At 69.4% G+C, this 19198-nt stretch carries 19 protein-coding genes, 1 pseudogene and 1 riboswitch; of the genes and pseudogenes, 11 read left to right on the forward strand and 9 right to left on the reverse strand.

Annotated features, from left to right (window positions below; all coding sequences use genetic code 11):
• Window positions 1-445 (forward strand): hypothetical protein (locus tag E1285_RS45860; protein ID WP_207946980.1); only part of this gene is annotated, 445 nt, incomplete at its 5' end.
• A 43-nt stretch (window positions 446-488) separates the two neighbouring features.
• On the opposite strand, the gene E1285_RS32405 is transcribed toward E1285_RS45860, so the two are convergent.
• Window positions 489-1025, reverse strand: coding sequence for a TetR family transcriptional regulator (locus tag E1285_RS32405; protein WP_132158385.1), 537 nt, complete (start codon window positions 1023-1025; stop codon window positions 489-491).
• 87 nt (window positions 1026-1112) lie between these two features.
• Here E1285_RS32405 and E1285_RS32410 point away from each other — a divergent pair, with 87 nt between their 5' ends.
• Both E1285_RS32410 and E1285_RS32415 read left to right on the forward strand, forming a co-directional pair.
• The gene (locus E1285_RS32410; RefSeq protein ID WP_132158386.1) at window positions 1113-2258 is read left to right on the forward strand and encodes an FAD-dependent oxidoreductase; all 1146 of its coding nucleotides are present in this window, start codon (window positions 1113-1115) and stop codon (window positions 2256-2258) included.
• A gap of 41 nt (window positions 2259-2299) precedes the next feature.
• Entirely contained in the window at window positions 2300-3019 is a 720-nt protein-coding gene (locus E1285_RS32415; RefSeq protein ID WP_132158387.1) for a hypothetical protein, read from the forward strand.
• A 308-nt stretch (window positions 3020-3327) separates the two neighbouring features.
• Here E1285_RS32415 and E1285_RS32420 read toward each other — a convergent pair whose 3' ends face one another.
• A complete protein-coding gene (locus tag E1285_RS32420; protein ID WP_132158388.1) occupies window positions 3328-3933 on the reverse strand; it encodes a response regulator transcription factor in 606 nt (201 codons plus the stop codon).
• Window positions 3934-4117: 184 nt separating this feature from the next.
• Here E1285_RS32420 and E1285_RS32425 point away from each other — a divergent pair, with 184 nt between their 5' ends.
• The 3 genes and pseudogenes from E1285_RS32425 to E1285_RS32435 all read left to right on the forward strand — a co-directional run bounded on the left by E1285_RS32425 (window position 4118) and on the right by E1285_RS32435 (window position 7560).
• Window positions 4118-6061, forward strand: coding sequence for a histidine kinase (locus tag E1285_RS32425; RefSeq protein WP_132158389.1), 1944 nt, complete (start codon window positions 4118-4120; stop codon window positions 6059-6061).
• A 232-nt stretch (window positions 6062-6293) separates the two neighbouring features.
• On the forward strand, window positions 6294-6554 hold the full coding sequence (locus E1285_RS32430) for a hypothetical protein (RefSeq protein ID WP_132158390.1): 261 nt from the start codon (window positions 6294-6296) through the stop codon (window positions 6552-6554).
• 236 nt (window positions 6555-6790) lie between these two features.
• Window positions 6791-7560: pseudogene (locus E1285_RS32435) on the forward strand (transposase family protein).
• Window positions 7561-7802: 242 nt separating this feature from the next.
• Here E1285_RS32435 and E1285_RS32440 read toward each other — a convergent pair.
• Complete coding sequence (locus E1285_RS32440; RefSeq protein WP_132158391.1) at window positions 7803-8261, reverse strand: GNAT family N-acetyltransferase; 459 nt, start codon at window positions 8259-8261, stop codon at window positions 7803-7805.
• A 156-nt stretch (window positions 8262-8417) separates the two neighbouring features.
• On the opposite strand from E1285_RS32440, the gene E1285_RS32445 reads away from it, so the two are divergent.
• A complete protein-coding gene (locus E1285_RS32445) occupies window positions 8418-8747 on the forward strand; it encodes a WhiB family transcriptional regulator (protein WP_132158392.1) in 330 nt (109 codons plus the stop codon).
• Here the strand turns inward: E1285_RS32445 and E1285_RS32450 are convergent.
• Entirely contained in the window at window positions 8744-9673 is a 930-nt protein-coding gene (locus E1285_RS32450) for an NADPH:quinone oxidoreductase family protein (protein WP_132158393.1), read from the reverse strand. The two genes, E1285_RS32445 and E1285_RS32450, sit on opposite strands and share 4 nt — an antisense overlap.
• Before the next feature lie 127 nt (window positions 9674-9800).
• On the opposite strand from E1285_RS32450, the gene E1285_RS32455 reads away from it, so the two are divergent.
• Window positions 9801-10388 (forward strand): rhomboid family intramembrane serine protease, encoded by a 588-nt coding sequence (locus E1285_RS32455; protein ID WP_132158394.1) that lies wholly within the window; start codon window positions 9801-9803, stop codon window positions 10386-10388.
• Window positions 10389-10400: 12 nt separating this feature from the next.
• Here the strand turns inward: E1285_RS32455 and E1285_RS32460 are convergent, their stop codons facing one another.
• From E1285_RS32460 to E1285_RS32480, 5 genes are all read right to left on the reverse strand, one after another.
• Entirely contained in the window at window positions 10401-11147 is a 747-nt protein-coding gene (locus E1285_RS32460) for an SDR family oxidoreductase (protein WP_132158395.1), read from the reverse strand.
• An 87-nt stretch (window positions 11148-11234) separates the two neighbouring features.
• A complete protein-coding gene (locus E1285_RS32465; RefSeq protein ID WP_132158396.1) occupies window positions 11235-12704 on the reverse strand; it encodes a hypothetical protein in 1470 nt (489 codons plus the stop codon).
• A gap of 93 nt (window positions 12705-12797) precedes the next feature.
• Entirely contained in the window at window positions 12798-13583 is a 786-nt protein-coding gene (locus tag E1285_RS32470; protein WP_132158397.1) for a sporulation protein, read from the reverse strand.
• A 145-nt stretch (window positions 13584-13728) separates the two neighbouring features.
• Window positions 13729-14055 carry a multidrug efflux SMR transporter gene (locus E1285_RS32475; protein ID WP_132158398.1) on the reverse strand — a complete coding sequence of 109 codons (327 nt, stop codon included), beginning with the start codon at window positions 14053-14055 and terminating at the stop codon, window positions 13729-13731.
• 33 nt (window positions 14056-14088) lie between these two features.
• Window positions 14089-14151: riboswitch (guanidine-III (ykkC-III) riboswitch) on the reverse strand.
• Between the two features lie 55 nt (window positions 14152-14206).
• Window positions 14207-15544 carry a UDP-glucose/GDP-mannose dehydrogenase family protein gene (locus E1285_RS32480; protein WP_132158399.1) on the reverse strand — a complete coding sequence of 446 codons (1338 nt, stop codon included), beginning with the start codon at window positions 15542-15544 and terminating at the stop codon, window positions 14207-14209.
• Between the two features lie 300 nt (window positions 15545-15844).
• Here E1285_RS32480 and E1285_RS32485 point away from each other — a divergent pair, with 300 nt between their 5' ends.
• The 3 genes from E1285_RS32485 to E1285_RS32495 form a co-directional block, all read left to right on the forward strand.
• The gene (locus E1285_RS32485) at window positions 15845-17680 is read left to right on the forward strand and encodes an acyl-CoA dehydrogenase (protein ID WP_132158400.1); all 1836 of its coding nucleotides are present in this window, start codon (window positions 15845-15847) and stop codon (window positions 17678-17680) included.
• Window positions 17681-17872: 192 nt separating this feature from the next.
• Entirely contained in the window at window positions 17873-18751 is an 879-nt protein-coding gene (locus tag E1285_RS32490; RefSeq protein ID WP_243723203.1) for an alpha/beta fold hydrolase, read from the forward strand.
• A gap of 64 nt (window positions 18752-18815) precedes the next feature.
• On the forward strand, window positions 18816-19198 hold a 383-nt coding region (locus E1285_RS32495), incomplete at its 3' end, for a MerR family transcriptional regulator (protein ID WP_132158401.1).

The following is a 19198-nucleotide window of genomic DNA, read 5'->3' on the forward strand; positions in this document are numbered from 1 at the left end:
GATCACCCAGAAGGGCGATGGATTCCACGCCGACACCGTGGGCCTGAGCGGCCTGTCGCTGCCCCTGGCACGCAGGCTCATGAACGACGGCAACTGGCACAGGTCCTACAACCGGGGCCCCTACCTCGCGGGGTTCCGCCGATCGACCACCGCCACCTCGGCCCTGCTCACCCTGACCACGGCGACCAACACGATGCACGACTGGATCACCACCGGCCGCGCCTACGTTCGCGCCCAGCTCAGTGCGGACGCCCTCGGCCTGCGCTTCCAACCGATCAGCCAGGCGCTCCAGGAGTTCCCACAGATGGACGAGCTGCGCACCGAGCTGGAACGGCTCGTCGACGTGACGCCCCCGGCCAAGCTGCAGATGCTCGTCCGCGTCGGCCGGACCAAGCCACCGGCCCTCTCACCCCGACGCGACCTCCGAACGATCATCCAACGGTGACCTGGTCGGGGGTGTGACCCAGCGGAGGACCTCGCCGAGGAGCTCAATCCGTGAGATATCGCTGGATCGTGGGGCCCAGCCAGACGACCAGCTCTTCCTCCGAGGCCGTCACCATCGGCGGGAATTGCAGGATGTAGCGGGACAGGGCCAGACCCAGCAGTTGCGAGGCGATTAGGGAAGCGCGAAAAGGAGCCCGCTGCGGGTCGCCGGTGAGACGGGTCACGAGCGGGATGACTTGACCGCCCAGGACCGTGCGCATGCGCTCGGCGGCGGCCTCGTTCGTCACCCCCGTGCGCAGCAGGACCTGGAGCCCCTCGTTGGCCTCCCACTTGCGCAGGAAGTGACGGACCAGGCCGTCCCCGGCCTGGTCGGGCGCCAGCTCGGGCAACTCCAGGTCGAACTCGGCCGCGGCGGCGAACAGCTTCTCCTTGTTGCCGAAGTAGCGCATCACCATGGCGGGGTCGATCCGCGCGTCGGCGGCGATGGCCCGGATGGTGGCCTTGTCGTAGCCGTCGGCGGCGAACCGTTCGCGGGCGGCGGCCAGGATCGCGGCCGCGGTCTCCATCGAGGATCTCCTCATGTCAACAAGTGTAGGCCAACAACCGTTGACAACGCCACCGCCGGCCTTTAAGTTCATGCCAACAGGCGTTGACTTGAGGAGGCCGAAATGAACACCGATGTGCTGATCGTCGGAGCCGGACCCGCCGGACTCACCGCCGCGATCGTCCTGGCCCAGCGCGGCAGGCAGGTTGTGATCGTGGACGCGCAGGCCGAAGGCGCCAACACCTCCCGCGCCGCCGTGGTGCACTCCCGCACGCTGGAGGTGCTTGAGCCGTACGGCGTGGCGGACCGAATGGTCGCGCGCGGCATCCACACCCCGGTCTTCACCATCCGCGACCGCGACAAGGTCCTGCTGCCGGTGCCTTTCGATGGTCTGCCCACCGCCTACCCCTACACCCTGATGATCTCCCAGGCCGACACCGAGGCCTACCTGCTGGCCCGCCTGGAAGAGCTCGGCGGCAAAGTGATCAGGCCCGCCCGGGTGAGCGGCATCGACCAGGACGCCGACGGTGTCACCGCCACACTGGAGGACGGGAAGCAGATCCGCGCCTCCTACGTGATCGGCGCCGACGGCATGCACAGCACCGTCCGCGAGAGTGCCGGGATCGGTTTCGAAGGCGGCACCTACGCCGAGTCGTTCGTCCTGGCCGATGTGCGCCTGTCCGGCGGGGTGCCGCAGAACGAGGTCATCCTGTACTTCTCCCCGGCCGGGCTGGTCGTTGTCGCCCCACTACCCGGCGGCCTGCACCGCATCGTCGCCACCGTGGACGAAGCCCCCGCCGAGCCCGGTATCCCGTTCGTGCAGCAGTTGCTCGACACCCGCGGCCCCGAGGCCGAGCCCGCGCGAGTGGAGGAGCTGATCTGGGGTTCGCGCTTCCGGGTGCACCACCGCATCGCCGACACCTACCGCAGCGGCCGCATCCTGCTGGCAGGCGACGCCGCCCACGTGCACTCACCCGCCGGCGGCCAGGGCATGAACCTGGGCATCGACGACGCCGTCCACCTGGGCGAGGCCCTGTCCCGGGTCCTCGAGGGCGAACCGGAGAGCCTGCTCGACTCCTACGCCGCCGCCCGCCGCCCCCTGGCCGAGCAGGTCGTCGGTCTGGCCGGGCGGCTCACCAAGCTGGCCACCGCCGCCTCAGGCCGCCGCGTGTTGCGCAACCTACTCCTCGGGCTGGCCGGCCGTATCCCCGCCGTCCGCAACCGCCTGGCCTGGCAGCTGTCGGGCCTGAACCGTAGGCAAGCCTCCTGAACCCTCGCCTCGCCCGAGGCGAACACCCGAAGGAACCTCTCGTGAAACTCGTCAACGACCGCCTTGCGGTCAAGGCCGGCCTCGTCGAACCGAACGACAGCGGCTACCTGCTGTTCGCCGCCGAAACCGGTGCCTGGCGCGGTCCGTTCCCCACTGCCATCCCCCCGCTCGACGAGCTGAAGGCCATCGCCGCCGACTTGGCCGCCCGACCTGAGGTCGAGGACGCCACCGTCTTTCGCGGCCGACTGCGCCCGCCGGGCGAGGGCGAAGAGATCCTCGCCGCACGCGGCCTCGCGCCGGCCCGCTACGACGTGGTCCTGCTGGTGCGCACGGTCGACGTCGACAGCGCGCTGGCGTTGCGCGACGATCCCCTGTACGGCAAGGCCACGACCCTGCTGCCCGCCCGCCGTACCCACCAGATCGTGGGCCGCAACGCGGCCCGGCTCGGCGACGTGGACCACGGCCCCGACCACGCCTTCCTGTTCAACTACTTCTACGCCGACGACCGCGAGAGGTTGCTGAAGGTCTGGGAGTACACCGCCGGCTGGTTCCAGGCCAAGACCGCGCTGCCCAACTCGACCCTGGTGCAGCCGCTGGAGGGCGAGAGCGCCGACTACGGCATCATCAACCACGCGAGCTGGCCGAACCTGCGCACATTCCTGCCCAGCCTGATCTTCCGGCCCAGCTTCCGCACCTTCGTCCTGGCCAACTTCAAAGCCAACGACATCGCCGCCCAGCCGATCATCTACCGCCGAGTCTGACACCTCCTCCCCCTGGGGTCCGTACAGTGCCCCTCGGAAGACCGTCCTGACGTACCCCGCTCGACCGACGGACACGAGGGTCGGCCCCGTCGTCCAGGCAGGACGGAGCGACTCGATCGCACCGGTGGACCGCCCGGCATCGACCAGCCAAATCACAACAGGGGGATTCGAAGCCATGAGCGTGATCGGGGGAAATGGGAGTGGCGCCCGGTCGGGCGGGTGCGGCTCTGATGGTGCCGAGGCCGGACGGAGGCCCGGGATGCGCCGGTCCGGACAACGCACCGGCCGGAGCCTTCACGCCTCCCTCATCAGATCCAGCCCGCTTCTTTCGCGATCCGGATGGCGTCTACCCGATTCCGCGCGCCGAGCTTCGTCACGGCCGTGGCGAGGTAGTTGCGCACCGTGCCGTAGCCGAGGTGGAGTCGCGCCGCGATCTCACGCGGATTCAAGCCTTCCGAGGTCAGCCTGAGCACGTCGGCTTCGCGTTCGGTCAGCGGGTTGTCGGAGACGGCCAATGCGGCATACGCGAGCTGCGGGTCGATCACCCGGCCGCCGGCCGCGATCGTCCGGATCGCCGCCACCAGGTCCTGCGGCCGGGAGTCCTTCAACATGAAACCCGCGACGTTCGCCCCGGCACTGCGACGCAGGTTCCCCGGCCGGCCGATTCCGGTGAGGATCAGCGTCCGGCACTCCGGGAGCAGGTCACGCAGTTCGGCCGCGGCGTCCAGGCCGTCGCGTTCGGGCAGCTCGATGTCGATCACGGCGACATCGGGACGATCCCGCAAGGCGGCGGGCACGATCTCGTCGCCCGCTCCGACCGATGCGACCACCTCGATGTCGTCCTCGTAGCTGATCAAGTCGACCAAGGCCTCGCGGAGGATACGGACGTCCTCGGCCACCAGGACCCGAATCACAGAATGCCCCCAGCGCCACCCGACTGAGTCTCGTCACGTCACCCTACGTTGCGAGCACGGCTTGACGATCATCGCGGGCGCGGTGTACTGGATGTGACGGGCGACTCACTTGCATCCGCCTCGCGCCGGCGCAGCGCGACGGCAACCTGGCCGGAATCCACGCTGAGCCGGAACGGGGGACCTGGTGACACGGCAATCGGGGTTCGCGTGGCAGGACGCGCTCGGGGCCGTCTGCTTCGTGTTCGTGGCGCGGATCATTTACTACCTGCAATCGCTCGACTCCTATGCGAGATTCTCACCCGGCCTGGCCTTCATCGGTGTCGTGGCGATGGTCGTTCTCGTCATCGCCTTGGCGTTGCTCCTCCTGCGGCGCGGGAGCCCGGTTTTCCTCCTGTGCGTCCAGGCGACCGCGGTGTTCGCGCCCTACCTGATGATCGGGCAGGGCTGGGGCATGTCCGGCCTGTTCCTATGCGCCGGGATCCTGCTGGTCGTGCCGCGGCCCGCCGCGGGGGTGCTGTTCACAGTCGTCGCCGTCGGTGACGCCGCCCTCTGCGGGTACTTCTCCGCCTCGGCCCTGACGTTCGTGTACGCCGTGTCCGTCAACGTGGCCAACGGGTTCGCGATCTTCGCGATCGTCCGGCTGGCCCAGCTCGTGCAGCAGACGCACGAGGACGGACGGCGGCTCGCCGACGCCGAGGTGGAGGCGGAGCGGTTGCGCGCGGCCGACCGGCTCGGCATCGATGTCGGCACGCGGTTGTCGGCCATCATCAGGCAATCACGCGAGGCACTGACGGGGGCGACGCTCAGCCGTAGCCACCTCACCGTCATCGGCGGAATCGCCTCACAGGCGGCCACCGACGCCCGGACCATCGCCAACATCCACCGCAACATCAGCCTGGACGGCTCGGCACCCATGCGACAGGCACCCATCGGGGTGGGGGTCCGCTTCGCCGCGTGGGCACATCTGCTGATCGTGGCCGACTTCATCGTCTGCTCGGCCGTCAACATGTTCCCAGGACAGCGCGTCCCGGAGCGCCTGACCGCGGGGATCGCCGCCGTTCTCGCGGTAGCGGCACTCCAGTTCTACCTCGGATCCCCCCGGCCGAGCGGCACCGCCGTCCGGTGGTGGCCGGGCATCCTCGCCGCCCAGGTCAGCGTGATCGTCGTTGCGGCGCTGCTGTCCTTCCCGGACGGCTCGATCCTGGTATTCCTGGCTCTGGCCGGAGGCACCGCGCTGGTCCGGATGCCCGCGCCGTGGTCGTGGTTCGCGGTGGCGGCGGGCACCGTCGCCACTTTCGTGGTCTTCCACCACCAGGAGGGGTTCTGGTTCGGGATCTACCTCGCTTCCGGCGTCCTGTACTGGGCCGCCATCATGTACGCGCTGCACAACCTGCCCGAGATCACCCGCCGTCTGCACGCCACCCGGGACGAACTGACTCGAATGGCCGTCGTCACCGAGCGGCTCCGGCTCGCTCGGGACATCCATGACCTGCTCGGCTTCCACCTGTCCGTCATCAAGCTCAAGATCGAGCTCGCCCTCCGGACCAGCGGGGCCGATCCCGCCGAGGCTCGCGACCACCTCACCCAGGCGCAGCGCAGCGCCGAGCAGGCGCTCACCGAGGTCCGCACGTTCGATACCGCACTGGACAACGTCACGCGCCGCGACGAACTGTCCGCCGCCCGCGCCATCCTTGAAGCCGGTGGAGCCGCCGTCACCGTCACCGACACCGCCGGTGACCTCCCTCGCAGCGCGGACAACCTGATAGGGATCATCGTGCGGGAGGCGGCGACCAACATCATCCGGCACGCCAGCGCGCAGACCTGCACGTTCGACATCGCCATGGGCCACGATGAAGTACTGGTGCGGATCACCAATGACGGCGTAAACCGGCCGCACCGGCCCGCAGATCAGTCCCCTCCCACCGGCCTGGCCAACCTCAACACCCGAATCGAGGCCCTCGGCGGGCGCCTCACGACCACCACCGACCACGACACCTTCACCCTCACGGCCTCGTTCGCCGTCGATCTCGCCGTAACACCCAACGGCGCTGGGGTGAGAACGCCGGCGAGCTCGAACGGCTCGAAGCAGAGGACGTCCTGCGCCCCGGAACGCTCTGGCGCCGGATAGGCCTCGTTCAGTTCGGCAGGTGGCCTCCGTGTTGCGCGGGTGGGTCGGCCCGATCGTCCTCTCACCGGATCATGCAGCCACCCTGGGCTTCGGCGGACCTGACACGTGAGGACGGCACGGGCGGCCCAAAGTTCACTTTGTGGTTGCTTGGGGCATTTTTTTGAAGTTTGGGGGTGCGTTTCTCTGGGGGCGAAGTATTACTGGACAATGATGCAAGGCGGAGGGAGGAGATATGGCCAAGGTAAAGGAGGAGTCCGAGGTAAGGCGAAGGAAGAAGCATCGCATATTCCCCTGGATTTTCCTGGCGATCCAGATCCTATTCCTTGTTTGGGTCATCGTGGGAGCGAGCTCTGGCGGCTCCTGCCCACCGGACCAGCAGGGTGCTTGCGAAGCCGGCACGGCGATCGGAGTAGGGCTCGTCATCGCCTTTTGGGTTGCGGTGGATATCATCCTGGCGCTGACCTATCTGGTTTTCAGGCTCTTCCGCAGGTGAGGAGCTTGGTCCGCTGCGGCTGGCCACACAGGTAGAACGGCACTCCACGGTCGCGTCCATGCTGGTCACACGGGTATCCGCAAAGAATCGCAGGACCCGCACTTGGCATTGAGCCTTTTCCATCTTGATCGTGCTGGTCACAGGCTGGTTGCGGTAGGCGGATCCGGCCGGTGATGCGGCGAGGCCCCTGGTAGATGCGAAGTCGACCAAAACAACCGCACTGCCAGGAGCCTCTGGTGCTGTTCTATCGCGCTGCGCTGGATCTGTCGTCCTCCACCCGTACCTTCGTGGCCGATCTCATCACCGGCCACCGTCACCGGATCGGATCGCGGTGGCGAGCGCTGCCGCCGGGCCGCCAAGCCCTGCTGGTGCTGGTGCACCTGCGCTGCAACGAGACCTTCGAACGCCTGGCCGCCGCGTTCGGTGTCGGTACGGCGACCGCGCACCGCTATGTCACCGAGGTCGTCGCCCTGCTCGCCGAACTGGCGCCCGACCTGCGCGAGGCGATGCGGATCGCACAGCGCAAGGCGTTCGTCATCCTGGACGGCACCCTCGCGCCGACCGACCGGCTGTCGGGTGCAGGCGACCGGCTGTACTACTCGGGGAAGCACCACCGGCACGGCGTGAACATCCAATTCCTCACCGACCCGCACGGACGGCTGATCTGGGCTTCGCCCGCGCTGCCCGGATCTACGCATGATCTGACCGCCGCCCGCGCGCACGGCATCATCACGCCCTCACCCGACGGGCGATCGCCTGCTACGCCGACAAGGCCTATGTCGGAGCCGGCGGCGCGATCGGCACTCCGTACAAACGTCGAAAGCGCCGCAAGCTCGGCAAACGCAAGAAGCTGTTCAACCGGCACCACGCCCGCGTCCGCGCCCTGGGCGAACAGGGCGCCGCCACCCTCAAACGCTGGCGCATCCTGCGCAAGGCACGCTGCTCACCGTCCCGCCTGACCGCCATCGTCCAAGCCATCCTCACCCTTCACCACCAGGCCGCATGAAGTTGGAAATGCCTCATTGTTGATGACGCATTGCCGGGTCTCCAGCGCCATGCGACGATCTCGGGCTGGTCGGCATGCTGACCCGAAACGAGGTCGGGCTATGAGAACGCTAGGCTCCACGATCCCCGGCAAGACGAGGGCTCGCCATGCTGGGCGACCCTTGCCTGCCACGCCCCGGTCAGGTGCGGGCGCGGGCAGGGTTGAGCGCAGTGGGGCCGTGGCCGGTGTGGTGTCGCTCGTTCTTACGTGTCGGTGAGGTGGTATTTCATGCCCATGTGGGAGGGGCGGAAGCCGATCTTCTGGTAGAAGCGGATGGCTTCGGGGCGCTGGCGGTCGGTGGTGAGCTGGACGACGCGGCAGCCGCGGGTGCGGGCCTGGTCGATGGCCCAGTTGATCAGGTCCTGGCCGAGGCCGATGCCGCGTTGCTCGGCGGCGACGCGGACGCCTTCGATCTGGGCCCGCTCGCCGCCGGTGTAGGTGAGGCCGGGGATGAAGGTCAACTGGAGGGTGCCGGCGATCTCGCCGTTCACCTCCGCGAGGATCACGTGGTTGTTCGGGTCCTTGTCGATCGCGGTGAAGGCGGTGAAGTACGCCTCCGGGATCTGGTCCCCCGGTGTTTCGCGGGTGGCTCCCAGGGGATCGTCGGCGAGTAGCCGGACGATCTGGGGAAGGTCGGCCGCCGTCGCCTCTCGGAAGGTCACTTCTTGATCACGCTGCACACCTCACAGGTTAGCCGGGCGCTAACTTGCAACCTTCACCAACCTCTTGTAGTACTACGAGTTGTAGTACTACGTTGAGTGGGACCACCCTGACGAGCCGAACTGCCGGTGGTCTCGTTGCCGCGCAGGGAGAAGCCAATGCACAACAGCGAGAACGAGGAACACTGGAGCGACCACGCCATCTGCCGCGGTGCCGACCCGGACCTGTTCTTCCCGATCGGCTACTCGGCGGAGGTGCTTCAGGCGCAGGAGGACGCCGCCAAGGCGGTCTGCTCGAACTGCCCGGTGAAGGCGGACTGCCTCGCGTGGGCGCTGCGGGTCGGTGAGCCCGACGGCATCTGGGGCGGGACGACGCCGGAGGAGCGCCGCCACCTGCGCCGGACGGCCGACGCTCCCGCCCGCCGCCCGCTGCCCGTCATCGTGGTCCGCGGGGACGCGTCCGAGTCGGAGCACGCCTCGGCCGCCTAGGGGAGAAGGGCCACCTTGCCGACGACCCGGCGGTTCAGCAGGTCGTCCATGATCTGGGCCGTCGAAGCCAGAGGTTCTGTGCGGGGGGCCACGGGGGCGAGGTCGCTCTTGGCGACCATGGCGAGCAGTTCGTCCAGCAGGCGGCGCTGCTCCAGGGGGTTGGCCATCGACCAGGCGCCCCAGTCGACGCCGACGATCGTGCGGTTGCGCAGGAGGACCTGGTTCAGCGGGAGGGACGGGATGTCCCCCGACGCGAAGCCGATCACGATGTAGCGGCCGCGTTCGCGGAGTGCGCGCAGGGCGGGGTCGGCCAGCGGGCCGCCGACCGGGTCGTAGACGGCGTCGACTCCGCCGTCCGACCAGGCGCGGGCGGCCGTCTTGATGTCATCGTCGCTGCTGAGCGCGGCCTCGGCGCCCGCGAGCCGGGCGGCCTCCTGCTTGGCCGGTGTGGAGGCGACCGCGAGGACCCGGGCGCCCAGGGCCGCGGCGACCTGGATCGCCGCCAGCCCCACGCCGCCGCCCGCGCCGAGGACGAGCAGGGTCTCGCCCGGCTGCAGGGCGGCCCGGTCCCGCAGGGCGAACAGGGCCGTGCTGTAGCTCTGGGTGAAGGTGGCGGCGCGTGGAAAGTCCAGCTCGTCCGGGATCGGGACGGCGGAAGCGGCGGGGACGGCCACGTGCGACGCGAACCCGCCCAGCCCGCACATGGCGAGCACGCGCTCACCGGACGGGAGCGTGCCCGCGACCTCGCTGCCCGGGACGAACGGGAGTTGAGGCTTGATCTGGTACCGCCCGTGGACGAAGAGGGCGTCCACGTAGTTGACCCCGGCGGCCTCCACGGTGATCAGGACCTGGCCGGGCCCCGGGACGGGCGGCTCGGTCTCCTTGACGACGACGGAGCCGAGTTCCTCACAGATCGCTGCGCGCATCCGTCCAATATGCCGGAAGCCGTGGAGGGGGCCGAGCGCGGGGAGGGGGCGGAGCGCGGGCCCGTGGCACGTTCCGTTCGTCTCAGTCGTTGACCATTCAGGGATGTCGAGACGTACGGTGGCTGATATGAGCTATGTCCCGGAAAGGCAGCGTTCCGAAGGGCTCGCCAAGCACGGCGCTCGCGCGCTTTCCTCGGCGGTGCTGATCGGGTCCATCACCGCGGTGATGTGGGTTCTGGAAGCAGTCGACTACACCATGAACGGGTGGCTCGACCGGTTCGGCATCTCGCCGCGGGACGTGGGCGACCTGCCCGACATCTTCACCGCGCCGTTCATGCACGGCGGGTTCGGGCACCTGATGGCGAACACCGTCCCGTTCCTGATCCTCGGGTTCATCGCGGCCGCGCGGGGGATCGCCAAGTTCCTGGCCGCCAGCCTGATCATCATCGTGGTCGGCGGGCTCGGGGTGTGGTTCACCAGCTCCGCCAACACGCTCGGATCCAGCATCCTGATCTTCGGCTTCTTCGGCTACCTGGTCGGACGCGGGATCTTCGAGCGGCGCCTGCTCGACATCGGCATCGCCATCGCCGTCGTGGCCGTCTACGGGACGATGCTGCTCGGCGTCATTCCCGGCGAGCCCGGCATCTCCTGGCAGGGCCACCTGTTCGGGCTGATCGGCGGTGTGCTCGGCGCCTGGTTCCTGCGCCGCGGCTAGGCCGCAGCCGGGTCAGCTCGGGCGGACGGTGACCTCGGAGACGACCGCGTCCCGGGACGTCTCCAGCGCCGACACCAGCACGCGCGCCACGGTCGCGGGCGCGGCGAAGTCGTCCTCGGCGTAGGCCCCGCCCTCCTGGGCGCGCACCCTCCGCTGCATCTCCGTGGCCGTCCGCCCCGGGTAGACGGTGGTGACGCGCAGGGACGGCTCCTCGGCGCGCAGGGAGTCGGCCAGGGCCCGCAGGCCGAACTTGCTCGCCGCGTACGCCGCCCACTCGGGGTTGGCGCGGAGGCCGGCGGTCGAGTTGACGAAGACGACATGTCCTTCGGCGGCGCGCAGCGCGGGCAGGAGCAGCCGGGTCAGTTCCGCCGCGGACACCAGGTTGACCGACATGTGCTCGATCCACTCGTCGGCTTCCGTCTCCGCCACCGGCGCCAGGTGCACCATGCCCGCGGTGTGGACGACGCCGTCCAGCCGCGGGGGGATCCCCGCCAACGCCAGGGTCGCCTCAAGGCGGCGCGGCTCTCTCAGGTCCAGCGGGATCGTGGTGATCGACGCGCTTCGCGGCGGTGAGGGGACCGCGCCCGGGTTGATGACCTGCGTGGCGGCGTTCGCGCCGCCGTGCAGGGACTTCGCCAGCCCGTCGAGGCGCTCGGGCGAGCGGCCGGTGAGGACGAGATCGTGCCCGCGCCCGCGCAGCAGCTCGGCCACCGCCGTGCCGATGCCGCCGGTCGCCCCCGTGATCAGATACGTGCCCATGAGGTTCCATTCTGCTCGGTCCCGTACCTCCGTGGACGCCCGGGGCGGCCCGTTGGTTCGGGGCGGGGATCGGTTCGGGACGGGAGGTCAGCGGGTGCCGCCGTCCGGGCGCAGGACGCGGGTCGCCCCGGCGATGAGCGCGGTGGCGAGCACCCAGCCCGTCGTGACCAGCCCGTAGGCGACCCAGCGGGACCAGCCCACGGCGTCGTACGACAGCTGCTGCCCGAACGTGTCGAGCGGGATCAGCAGGTCGAGGCTGTAGATCAGCGCGTGGAAGGCCGGTAGCTCGTCGCGCGGCTTGACCGGGCGCGGGTTCTCCATCGAGAACACCGTCGTCCCGATGGCCAGCAGCACCGCGAACCACGCGAACGCCAGCCAGGGCCGGTAGCCGAACCCGACCGTCCAGTCCACGAGGTGGTTCCAGCCCTTGCCGACCGGGTTCAGCCTGCGGCGGCGCGCACGGAGCTTGGCGAGCTGCACCTTGCGGGCGAGGTCGTCGTGGCCGATGCCGTGGTAGTAGGCGGCGAGCTTTTCGTACGGCTGGATGTGGAACTCCTCGCCGCGGGACACCCAGTCGAGGCGGTCCTTGAAGTCGCCGCCGCGCAGCGTCTCGTACGTCATGCCGTTGAGGTACAGCTCGTCCGGCCAGACGTCCGGATGGTCCATGATCAGGCTGATCCGGGAGTACGACAGCGACACCCGGCCCTTGATCTTCTCCTCGGGCCACAGGAGCAGCTCGTCGGCCTGGATGTGGCTGGCGTGCAGCGCCATCCGGTCCGGGTCGCCGGAGTCGAGGCGCGCCCGGGAGAACGACAGGATGCCGTTGAACCTGCCGCTGCGCAGCCGCACCGTGCCGAGGGCGGTGAAGCCGCGGCTGAACTCGGCGGTGTCCTCGACGACCATGTTCTGCGCGTCCAGGGCGAGGCGGCCGGGGTTGCTGAGGGTCGTGCCCTCCATGAACAGCCCGCCGTTCATGCGGGCCCCCACGAAGCGGACCCCGCCGGTGATGCGCGCGTTCCGGATGAAGGTGCCGACTTCGACGACGAGGCCGCCGCTGAACAGCGCCCACTTGTCCGGGGCGGACGCGGTGATCGTCGTCCCGTTCATCCGCAGCCCGCCGCCGAGCTGAGCCCGCGGCATCCGGACCTCGCCCTCGATCTCCGATCCGGACAGGCTGAGGTAGCCGTCGGCGCGCAGGCCGCCGGCGTCGAAGCCCGGCATCCGGCAGTCGGCGAACCGCAGCTCGCGGGTCGCGGCGTTGGACAGGTCCGGCTCCTCGACCAGCCGGCAGTGCTCCAGCCATAGCTCGTACTCGACGGAGCCGCCGGAGACGTCCAGCTGCCCCATGATGTACGCGCCGCGCAGCCGCACGGCCGGGACGGCTCCGGGACGGGGCTCGCACGCGCCGAGCAGCAGCTGCGTGATGATCTCGGCGCGGACCATCCGTTCGGGTAGCGGGCCGGCGGGACGGTCGTCGCCGAGTACGACGGTCGCGCCGGTGGGGAACGCGGCCCAGAGGCGCTGTTCCGGGTCGTTGAGTCCGGGGGGCTGAGGCACGGGAACTCTTTCTACGCGCAGATCCCCTCCACGATCAACATCGTGGAGGGGATCTGGCCGTCGAGGCAGGCGGCGGGGTCGGCCGGGCCCGGGTTAGAAGAAGCCCCTGCGGCGTCCGGCGTCCTGGAGGAAGCCGTCGAGCTGCTGCTCCCAGTTGGTGTTGTTGATGGTCGCGTAGTCGACGGTGAACCGGCTGAACGCGTCGTGCCCTTCGGTGAACACGCCGCCGCGCTTGTCCAGCTCCAGCACGACCTCCATCGACTGGGGGTACGCCACGAACGTCACTTCAAGCTGCTTGATGCCGCGCGCGTACTGGCTCGGAGGGTAGAACTCGATCTCCTGGTAGAAGGGCAGCTCCTGGTGGACGCCCCAGATGCGGCCCTTCTCGCAGTCGGCGTTGTGGAATCGGAAGCCGAGGTTGGAGAACGCCGTGAGGAGGCGCTCCTGCGCGGGCAGCGGGTGCACCGCGATCGGGTCGAGGTCGCCCGGGTCGATCGCCCCCGCGACCTCCAGTTCGGTCGCGACGCCGACCGTGGTTCCGCGCAGCGGCTGCCCGTACATGTGGGTGAGGGGGGCCTCCCACGGGATGGGCATCTGGAACGGGACGCTGTGCCGGGCGCCCTCCTGCAGGCTGAAGCCGCCGGCGACCGGCAGCTTGGCGTACTCCAGGTTGGAGGTGTACTCGTTGTCGCCGGACTCGACCTCGACCCTGGTGCGCAGGGCGAGGTTCACCGCTTTGATGTCGGAGTTGTACTGGCCGCCGATGATGGTGACCTCGCCCGTGACGACCCCGCCCGGCGTGGTGTTCGGGTCGTGCAGGATCGTTTCGATCGACGGGCCGCCGATGCCGACCGCCTGACGCAGTTTCTTGAAGACCAAGGTCCGTCCGTCCTCCCGTGTTCGAGCACTCCCGGGCGCTCTCCGTCCCATGCGTCCGGGGCTCTCTCGTCCAATAGACGCTGTTACGGGAGATTACGTTCCTAGGCAGTGTTTGTGACCTGCGAATCACCGGATTCCATCGCTTTCAGTGGCCGCCGCCGCCCGCGAGGTTGAGCCCGACGACCCCGATGAGGATGAACGCCAGTGCGGTGATCTTGACGGCGGAGACCTGGTCGCCCATGACCAGCATGCCCAGCGCCGCCGTTCCGACGGCGCCGATGCCGACCCAGACCGCGTAGGCGGTGCCGACGTCGAGGTTCTTCAGGGCCAGGCTGAGCAGGCCGAAACTGGTCACGGCGAAGACGAGGAAGCCGACGGACGGCCACGGTTCGGTGAAGCCCTTGCTGCCCTTCAGGCACAGGGCCATCGCGACCTCGAACAGGCCGGCGACGATGACGAGGATCCAGGCCATGGTGGTTCTGCTCCCGGTAGACGAGGTTGGTATCACGCGCCGTCTTCGCCTGCCGGGTACGGCGCACCTCGTCCGGGAGGACCGCTGGCCCTCATCAGCTTGAACGACCTTGATGTCGCCGGATGTTCCCCCCGGCCGGACTTCCGGTCGGTCAGGATCGTCCGAGCGCGCGGTACTCCCAGCCCGCCGACCGCCATTGCGCCGCGTCCAGGGCGTGCCGGCCGTCCACGATGCGCCGGTGGCTGACGATTCCGGCCAGAGCCTCCGGCTCCACCTCCCGGAAGTCCGACCATTCGGTCAGCAGGACGATGACGTCGGCGTCCTTGGCGACGTCGAACGCGCTGTCGCCGTACCGCAGTTCGGGGAAGGCGCGGCGGGCGTTGCCGAGCGCCGCCGGGTCGTAGACGCGGACGTCCCCGCCGAGGTCGTGCAGGGTGTGCGCCACGTCCAGCGCGGGGGCGTCGCGGATGTCGTCGGAGTTGGGCTTGAACGCGGCGCCCCACGCGGCGATCCGCTTGCCGTTGACGTCGCCGCCGAGCACCTCGCGGACGATGTCGACGGTGCGGGCGCGGCGGCGCCGGTTGATGTCGTCCACCTCGCGCAGGAACGACACGGCCTGGCCGACGCCGATCTCCTCGGCGCGGTGGGCGAACGCGCGGATGTCCTTGGGGAGGCAGCCGCCGCCGAAGCCGAGACCGGGCCGCAGGAACTTGCCGCCGATGCGGTCGTCGAGCGCGAGGGAGTCGGCGAGGTCCTTGACGTCGGCGCCGACCGCCTCGCAGACCTCGGCCATCGCGTTGATGTAGGAGATCTTGGTGGCGAGGAAGGAGTTCGCGGCGACCTTGACGAGCTCGGCGGTGGCCAGGTCGGTCCGGATCACCGGGGTCCCGAGGTCGAGGACGGGCCGGAACGCGGCGCGCAGCCGCTCGTCGGCCCAGTCGGACGCGACGCCGAACACGAGCCGGTCGGGACGGAGGGTGTCGTCGACGGCGAAGCCCTCTCGCAGGAACTCGGGGTTCCAGGCCAGCTCCGCCCCGGTGCCCGCGGGCGCCAGCTCCTGGAGGACGCCGGTGAGGCGCTGCGCCGTCCCGACCGGCACCGTGGACTTGCCGACGACGAGGGCGCGGCGGCGCAGGTGCGGCGCGAGGGAGCGGACGGCGGCGTCGACGTAGGACAGGTCGGCCGCGTCGGAGTCGGGGAGCTGGGGCGTTCCGACGCACACGAAGTGGACGTCGCCGAAGTCGCCGGCCTCGGCGTAGGAGGTGGTGAACCGGAGGCGGCCGGACTCCAGCGCCTTGGTGAGCAGCTCGGGCAGGCCGGGTTCGAACATCGGCACCTCGCCGGCCGCCAGCCTGTCGATCTTGTGCTGGTCGACGTCGACGCCGAGGACCTCGAAGCCGAGGACGGCCATGCAGATCGCGTGCGTGGTACCCAGATAGCCGGTCCCGATGACGGTCAGTCTCGGGACCTCGGCATCCCCGTGTTTCATGCGCACCTCCCTTTGCGTCGCGGTGCTCTCGCGCCGCACGATCTTCCCACCGCCCGCCCCGAGACCGTCGCCGGGTGCCGTGCCGGCAGGGTGGCGCCACGGTACGGGGGTGACGTCCGGTGATCGCGTGAGTTATGTCACGCGCGGCGCCCGAACGTGGTTCGATATGGCCTGACTCCGCCGGATCGCGGTGATTAGGGGTGGTTGTCCCGGGTTACTAGCGGGTAGCATGATGTTGAGTTACTGACCAGTACGACGCGCGGGCCCCACCGGGCGCCGCAGGACTAAACGGAGTCTCGAATGGGGCACTACAAGAGCAACCTCCGGGACCTGGAGTTCAACCTCTTCGAGGTGTTCAGGCGCCAGGACCTCCTCGGCAGCGGCCCGTACGCCGAACTGGACGAGGACACCGCGCGCAGCATCCTGGACGAGGTGAGCCGGCTGGCCGAGGGCCCACTGGCGGAGTCCTTCGAGGACGCCGACCGCAACCCGCCGGCGTACGACCCGGCGACCGGCGACGTCACCATGCCGGAGAGCTTCAAGAAGTCCTACAAGGCGTGGATGGACGCCGAGTGGTACCGCCTCGACCTCGGCCCCGACTTCGGCGGCACCGGCGCCCCCCGCTCCCTGAACTGGGCGGTCGCCGAGCAGGTCCTCGGCGCGAACCCGGCCGTCTACATGTACTCCTCCGGCCCCGGCTTCGCCCAGATCCTCTGGCACATCGGCACGCCCGAGCAGAAGAAGTTCGCCGAGCTGGCCCGCGAGCGGCAGTGGGGCGCCACGATGGTGCTGACCGAGCCGGACGCGGGCTCCGACGTCGGCGCGGGCCGCACCAAGGCCGTCGAGCAGCCGGACGGCACCTGGCACATCGAGGGCGTCAAGCGCTTCATCACCTCGGCCGAGCACGACATGTCGGAGAACATCTTCCACCTGGTGCTGGCCCGTCCCGAGGGCGCGGGTCCCGGCACCAAGGGCCTGTCGATGTTCCTCGTCCCCAAGTACCTGGTGGACGTGGAGACCGGCGAGCTGGGCGAGCGCAACGGCGCCTACGTGACCAACGTCGAGAAGAAGATGGGCCTCAAGGTCTCCACGACCTGCGAGCTGACCTTCGGCGAGAAGGAGCCCGCGATCGGCTACCTGGTCGGCGACGTGCACCAGGGCATCAAGCAGATGTTCCTCGTCATCGAGTACGCGCGGATGATGGTCGGCACCAAGGCCATCGCCACCCTGTCCGCCGGCTACATGAGCGCGCTGGAGTACGCCAAGGAGCGCGTCCAGGGTGCCGACATGACCCAGATGACCGACAAGTCCGCCCCGCGGGTCACGATCACCCACCACCCGGACGTCCGGCGCAGCCTCATGACGCAGAAGGCCTACGCCGAGGGCATGCGGGCACTGGTGCTGCTCACCTCGGTCTACCAGGACAGCGTGCAGATCGCCGAGCACGAGGGCCGCAAGGACGAGACCGCCGAGAAGATCAACGACCTGCTGCTGCCGATCGTGAAGGGCTTCGGCTCCGAGCGGGCGTACGCGCTGCTCGGCGCCGAGTCGCTGCAGACCCTCGGCGGGTCCGGCTTCCTGCAGGACTACCCGATCGAGCAGTACATCCGCGACTCCAAGATCGACACCCTGTACGAGGGCACCACCGCGATCCAGGGCCAGGACCTGTTCTTCCGCAAGATCCTCCGGGACAACGGCGAGGCCCTGAAGGTCCTCGTCGGCGAGATCAGGGCGTTCGCCGAGTCCGAGGCGGGCAACGGCCGGCTGAAGAACGAGCGGGCCCTGCTCGGCCGCGCCTTGGAGGACGTCCAGGGCATCCTCGACCCGATGGTCGGCTGGGCGCTCGGCTCGATGGAGAACCCGAAGGAGCTCTACAAGATCGGGCTCAACTCGTCCCGGCTGCTGATGGCCCTCGGCGACCTCATCGTCGGCTGGCTCCTGGCCCGCCAGGCCGAGGTGGCGCTGGCCGCCCTCGGCGCCGGCGGCGTCTCCGACTCCGACGAGGCGTTCTACAGCGGCAAGGTCGCCGCCGCGCAGTTCTTCTGCCAGACGGTCCTGCCCCGCCTGGCCGCGGAGCGCGCCGTGACCGAGTCCACCACCCTGGACCTGATGGAACTCCCCGAAGAGTCCTTCTGACCCCGCCCTGACTCTGCGCCCGGCCCCCGCCACCCGCGCCTGGCGGGGGCCGCTGCGTCCGATCGCTACCGGGCTGCCGCCTCGACGGAGCATGACGCGAGCGCTGGAGGCTGGTCAGCTCGCGTGGAGTGGGCGGCTGATACGGTCGCGACATGATCAGTAAGCTCGTTCATCTCCGGAGCAGCTGAGACGGTGTCCCCGATCGCTCGCCCTGCGGCCGATGCCGCTCCCACCTTCGTGCTGGTCCACGGTTCCGGCACCAATTCCTTCATGTGGGCGCCCGTCCAGCGTGAGCTCGCGCTGCTCGGCCACCGAAGCTTCGCCGTCGACCTACCGGGCCACGGCCTCGACGCGCAGTACCCGCTCGCCTACCAGGCACCGCAGGATCTCGAAGCCTGGGCGGACGAGCCGTCGACCCTGGCCGGAGTCACTCTCCAGGACAACATCGACACGGTCAGCGACGTCGTCCGCCGTCTGACCGAGCACGGGCCAGTGGTCCTGGTGGGCGCCAGCCTCGGTGGGGCGACCATCACCGGCGTGGGCAACCAGATCCCCGAACTGGTCAGCCGACTCGTCTACATCTCCGCCTGGGCGTGCGTGCAGCGGGCGAACCCGGTCGAGTACATGCAGGAACCCGAGTTCGCCGACAACCTGATGGCTCCGCTTGCCGCCCTCAACGTCGGGGACCCGGCTCGGCTCGGGGTCGGACGGGCCAACTACCGCACCGCCGACCCCGAACTGCTCGCCGCCCTCAAGGCCGCGCTCATGGCCGACGTCAGCGACGAGCGGTTCCGGGCCTTCATCAACCTCCTGCAGCCCGACGAATCGGCGGCGGTGATGATGGACGACGCCCGCGGCCACGCCGACACCTGGGGCACGGTCGCCCGCACCTACATCCGGCTCACCCAGGACCGCTCTATTCCCGTCGCCATGCAGGACAGGCTGATCGCCGACGCGGATACCTTGACGCCTGACAACCCGTTCGACGTCCACACCATGGACACCTCCCACGCCGGCTTCCTGTTCAGAGCCGCAGAAGTAGCCGCCATCCTCGACAAGCTGCCGGCCTGAAGACCCGCTCGGTTCCGGTGACCGCTTGACTTTCGAGTCGGGTCGAAGGTTTACCGTCGCAGGTATGAGCACGATGCGGATCTCCCAGCTCGCCGAACGCTCCGGTGTCCCGGCCACCACCCTGCGGTTCTATGAGTCCGCCGGTCTGCTGCCCGCCGACCGGTCCCCGGCCGGGTACCGCCTCTACGGTGAGGATGCGGTGGACCGCCTGGCGTTCATCGGCGCGGCCAAGCACCTCGGCTTGCCGCTGGAGGAGGTCTCCGAACTGCTGGGGGTGTGGGAGTCGGGCGCCTGCTCGGAGGTGAAGGCCGACCTGCGGCCCCGCGTCGCCGCCCGGATCACCGGCGCCGAGGCGCGCGCCGCCGAGCTGGCGGCCTTCACCGCCACCCTCCGCCAAGCCCTCCGGCACCTGGACTCCCTCCCCGACCGCCCAGGGCCCTGCGACCC

Source organism: Actinomadura sp. 7K507, from assembly GCF_004348425.1.
In the GTDB taxonomy this organism is placed as follows: Bacteria; Actinomycetota; Actinomycetes; order Streptosporangiales; family Streptosporangiaceae; genus Spirillospora.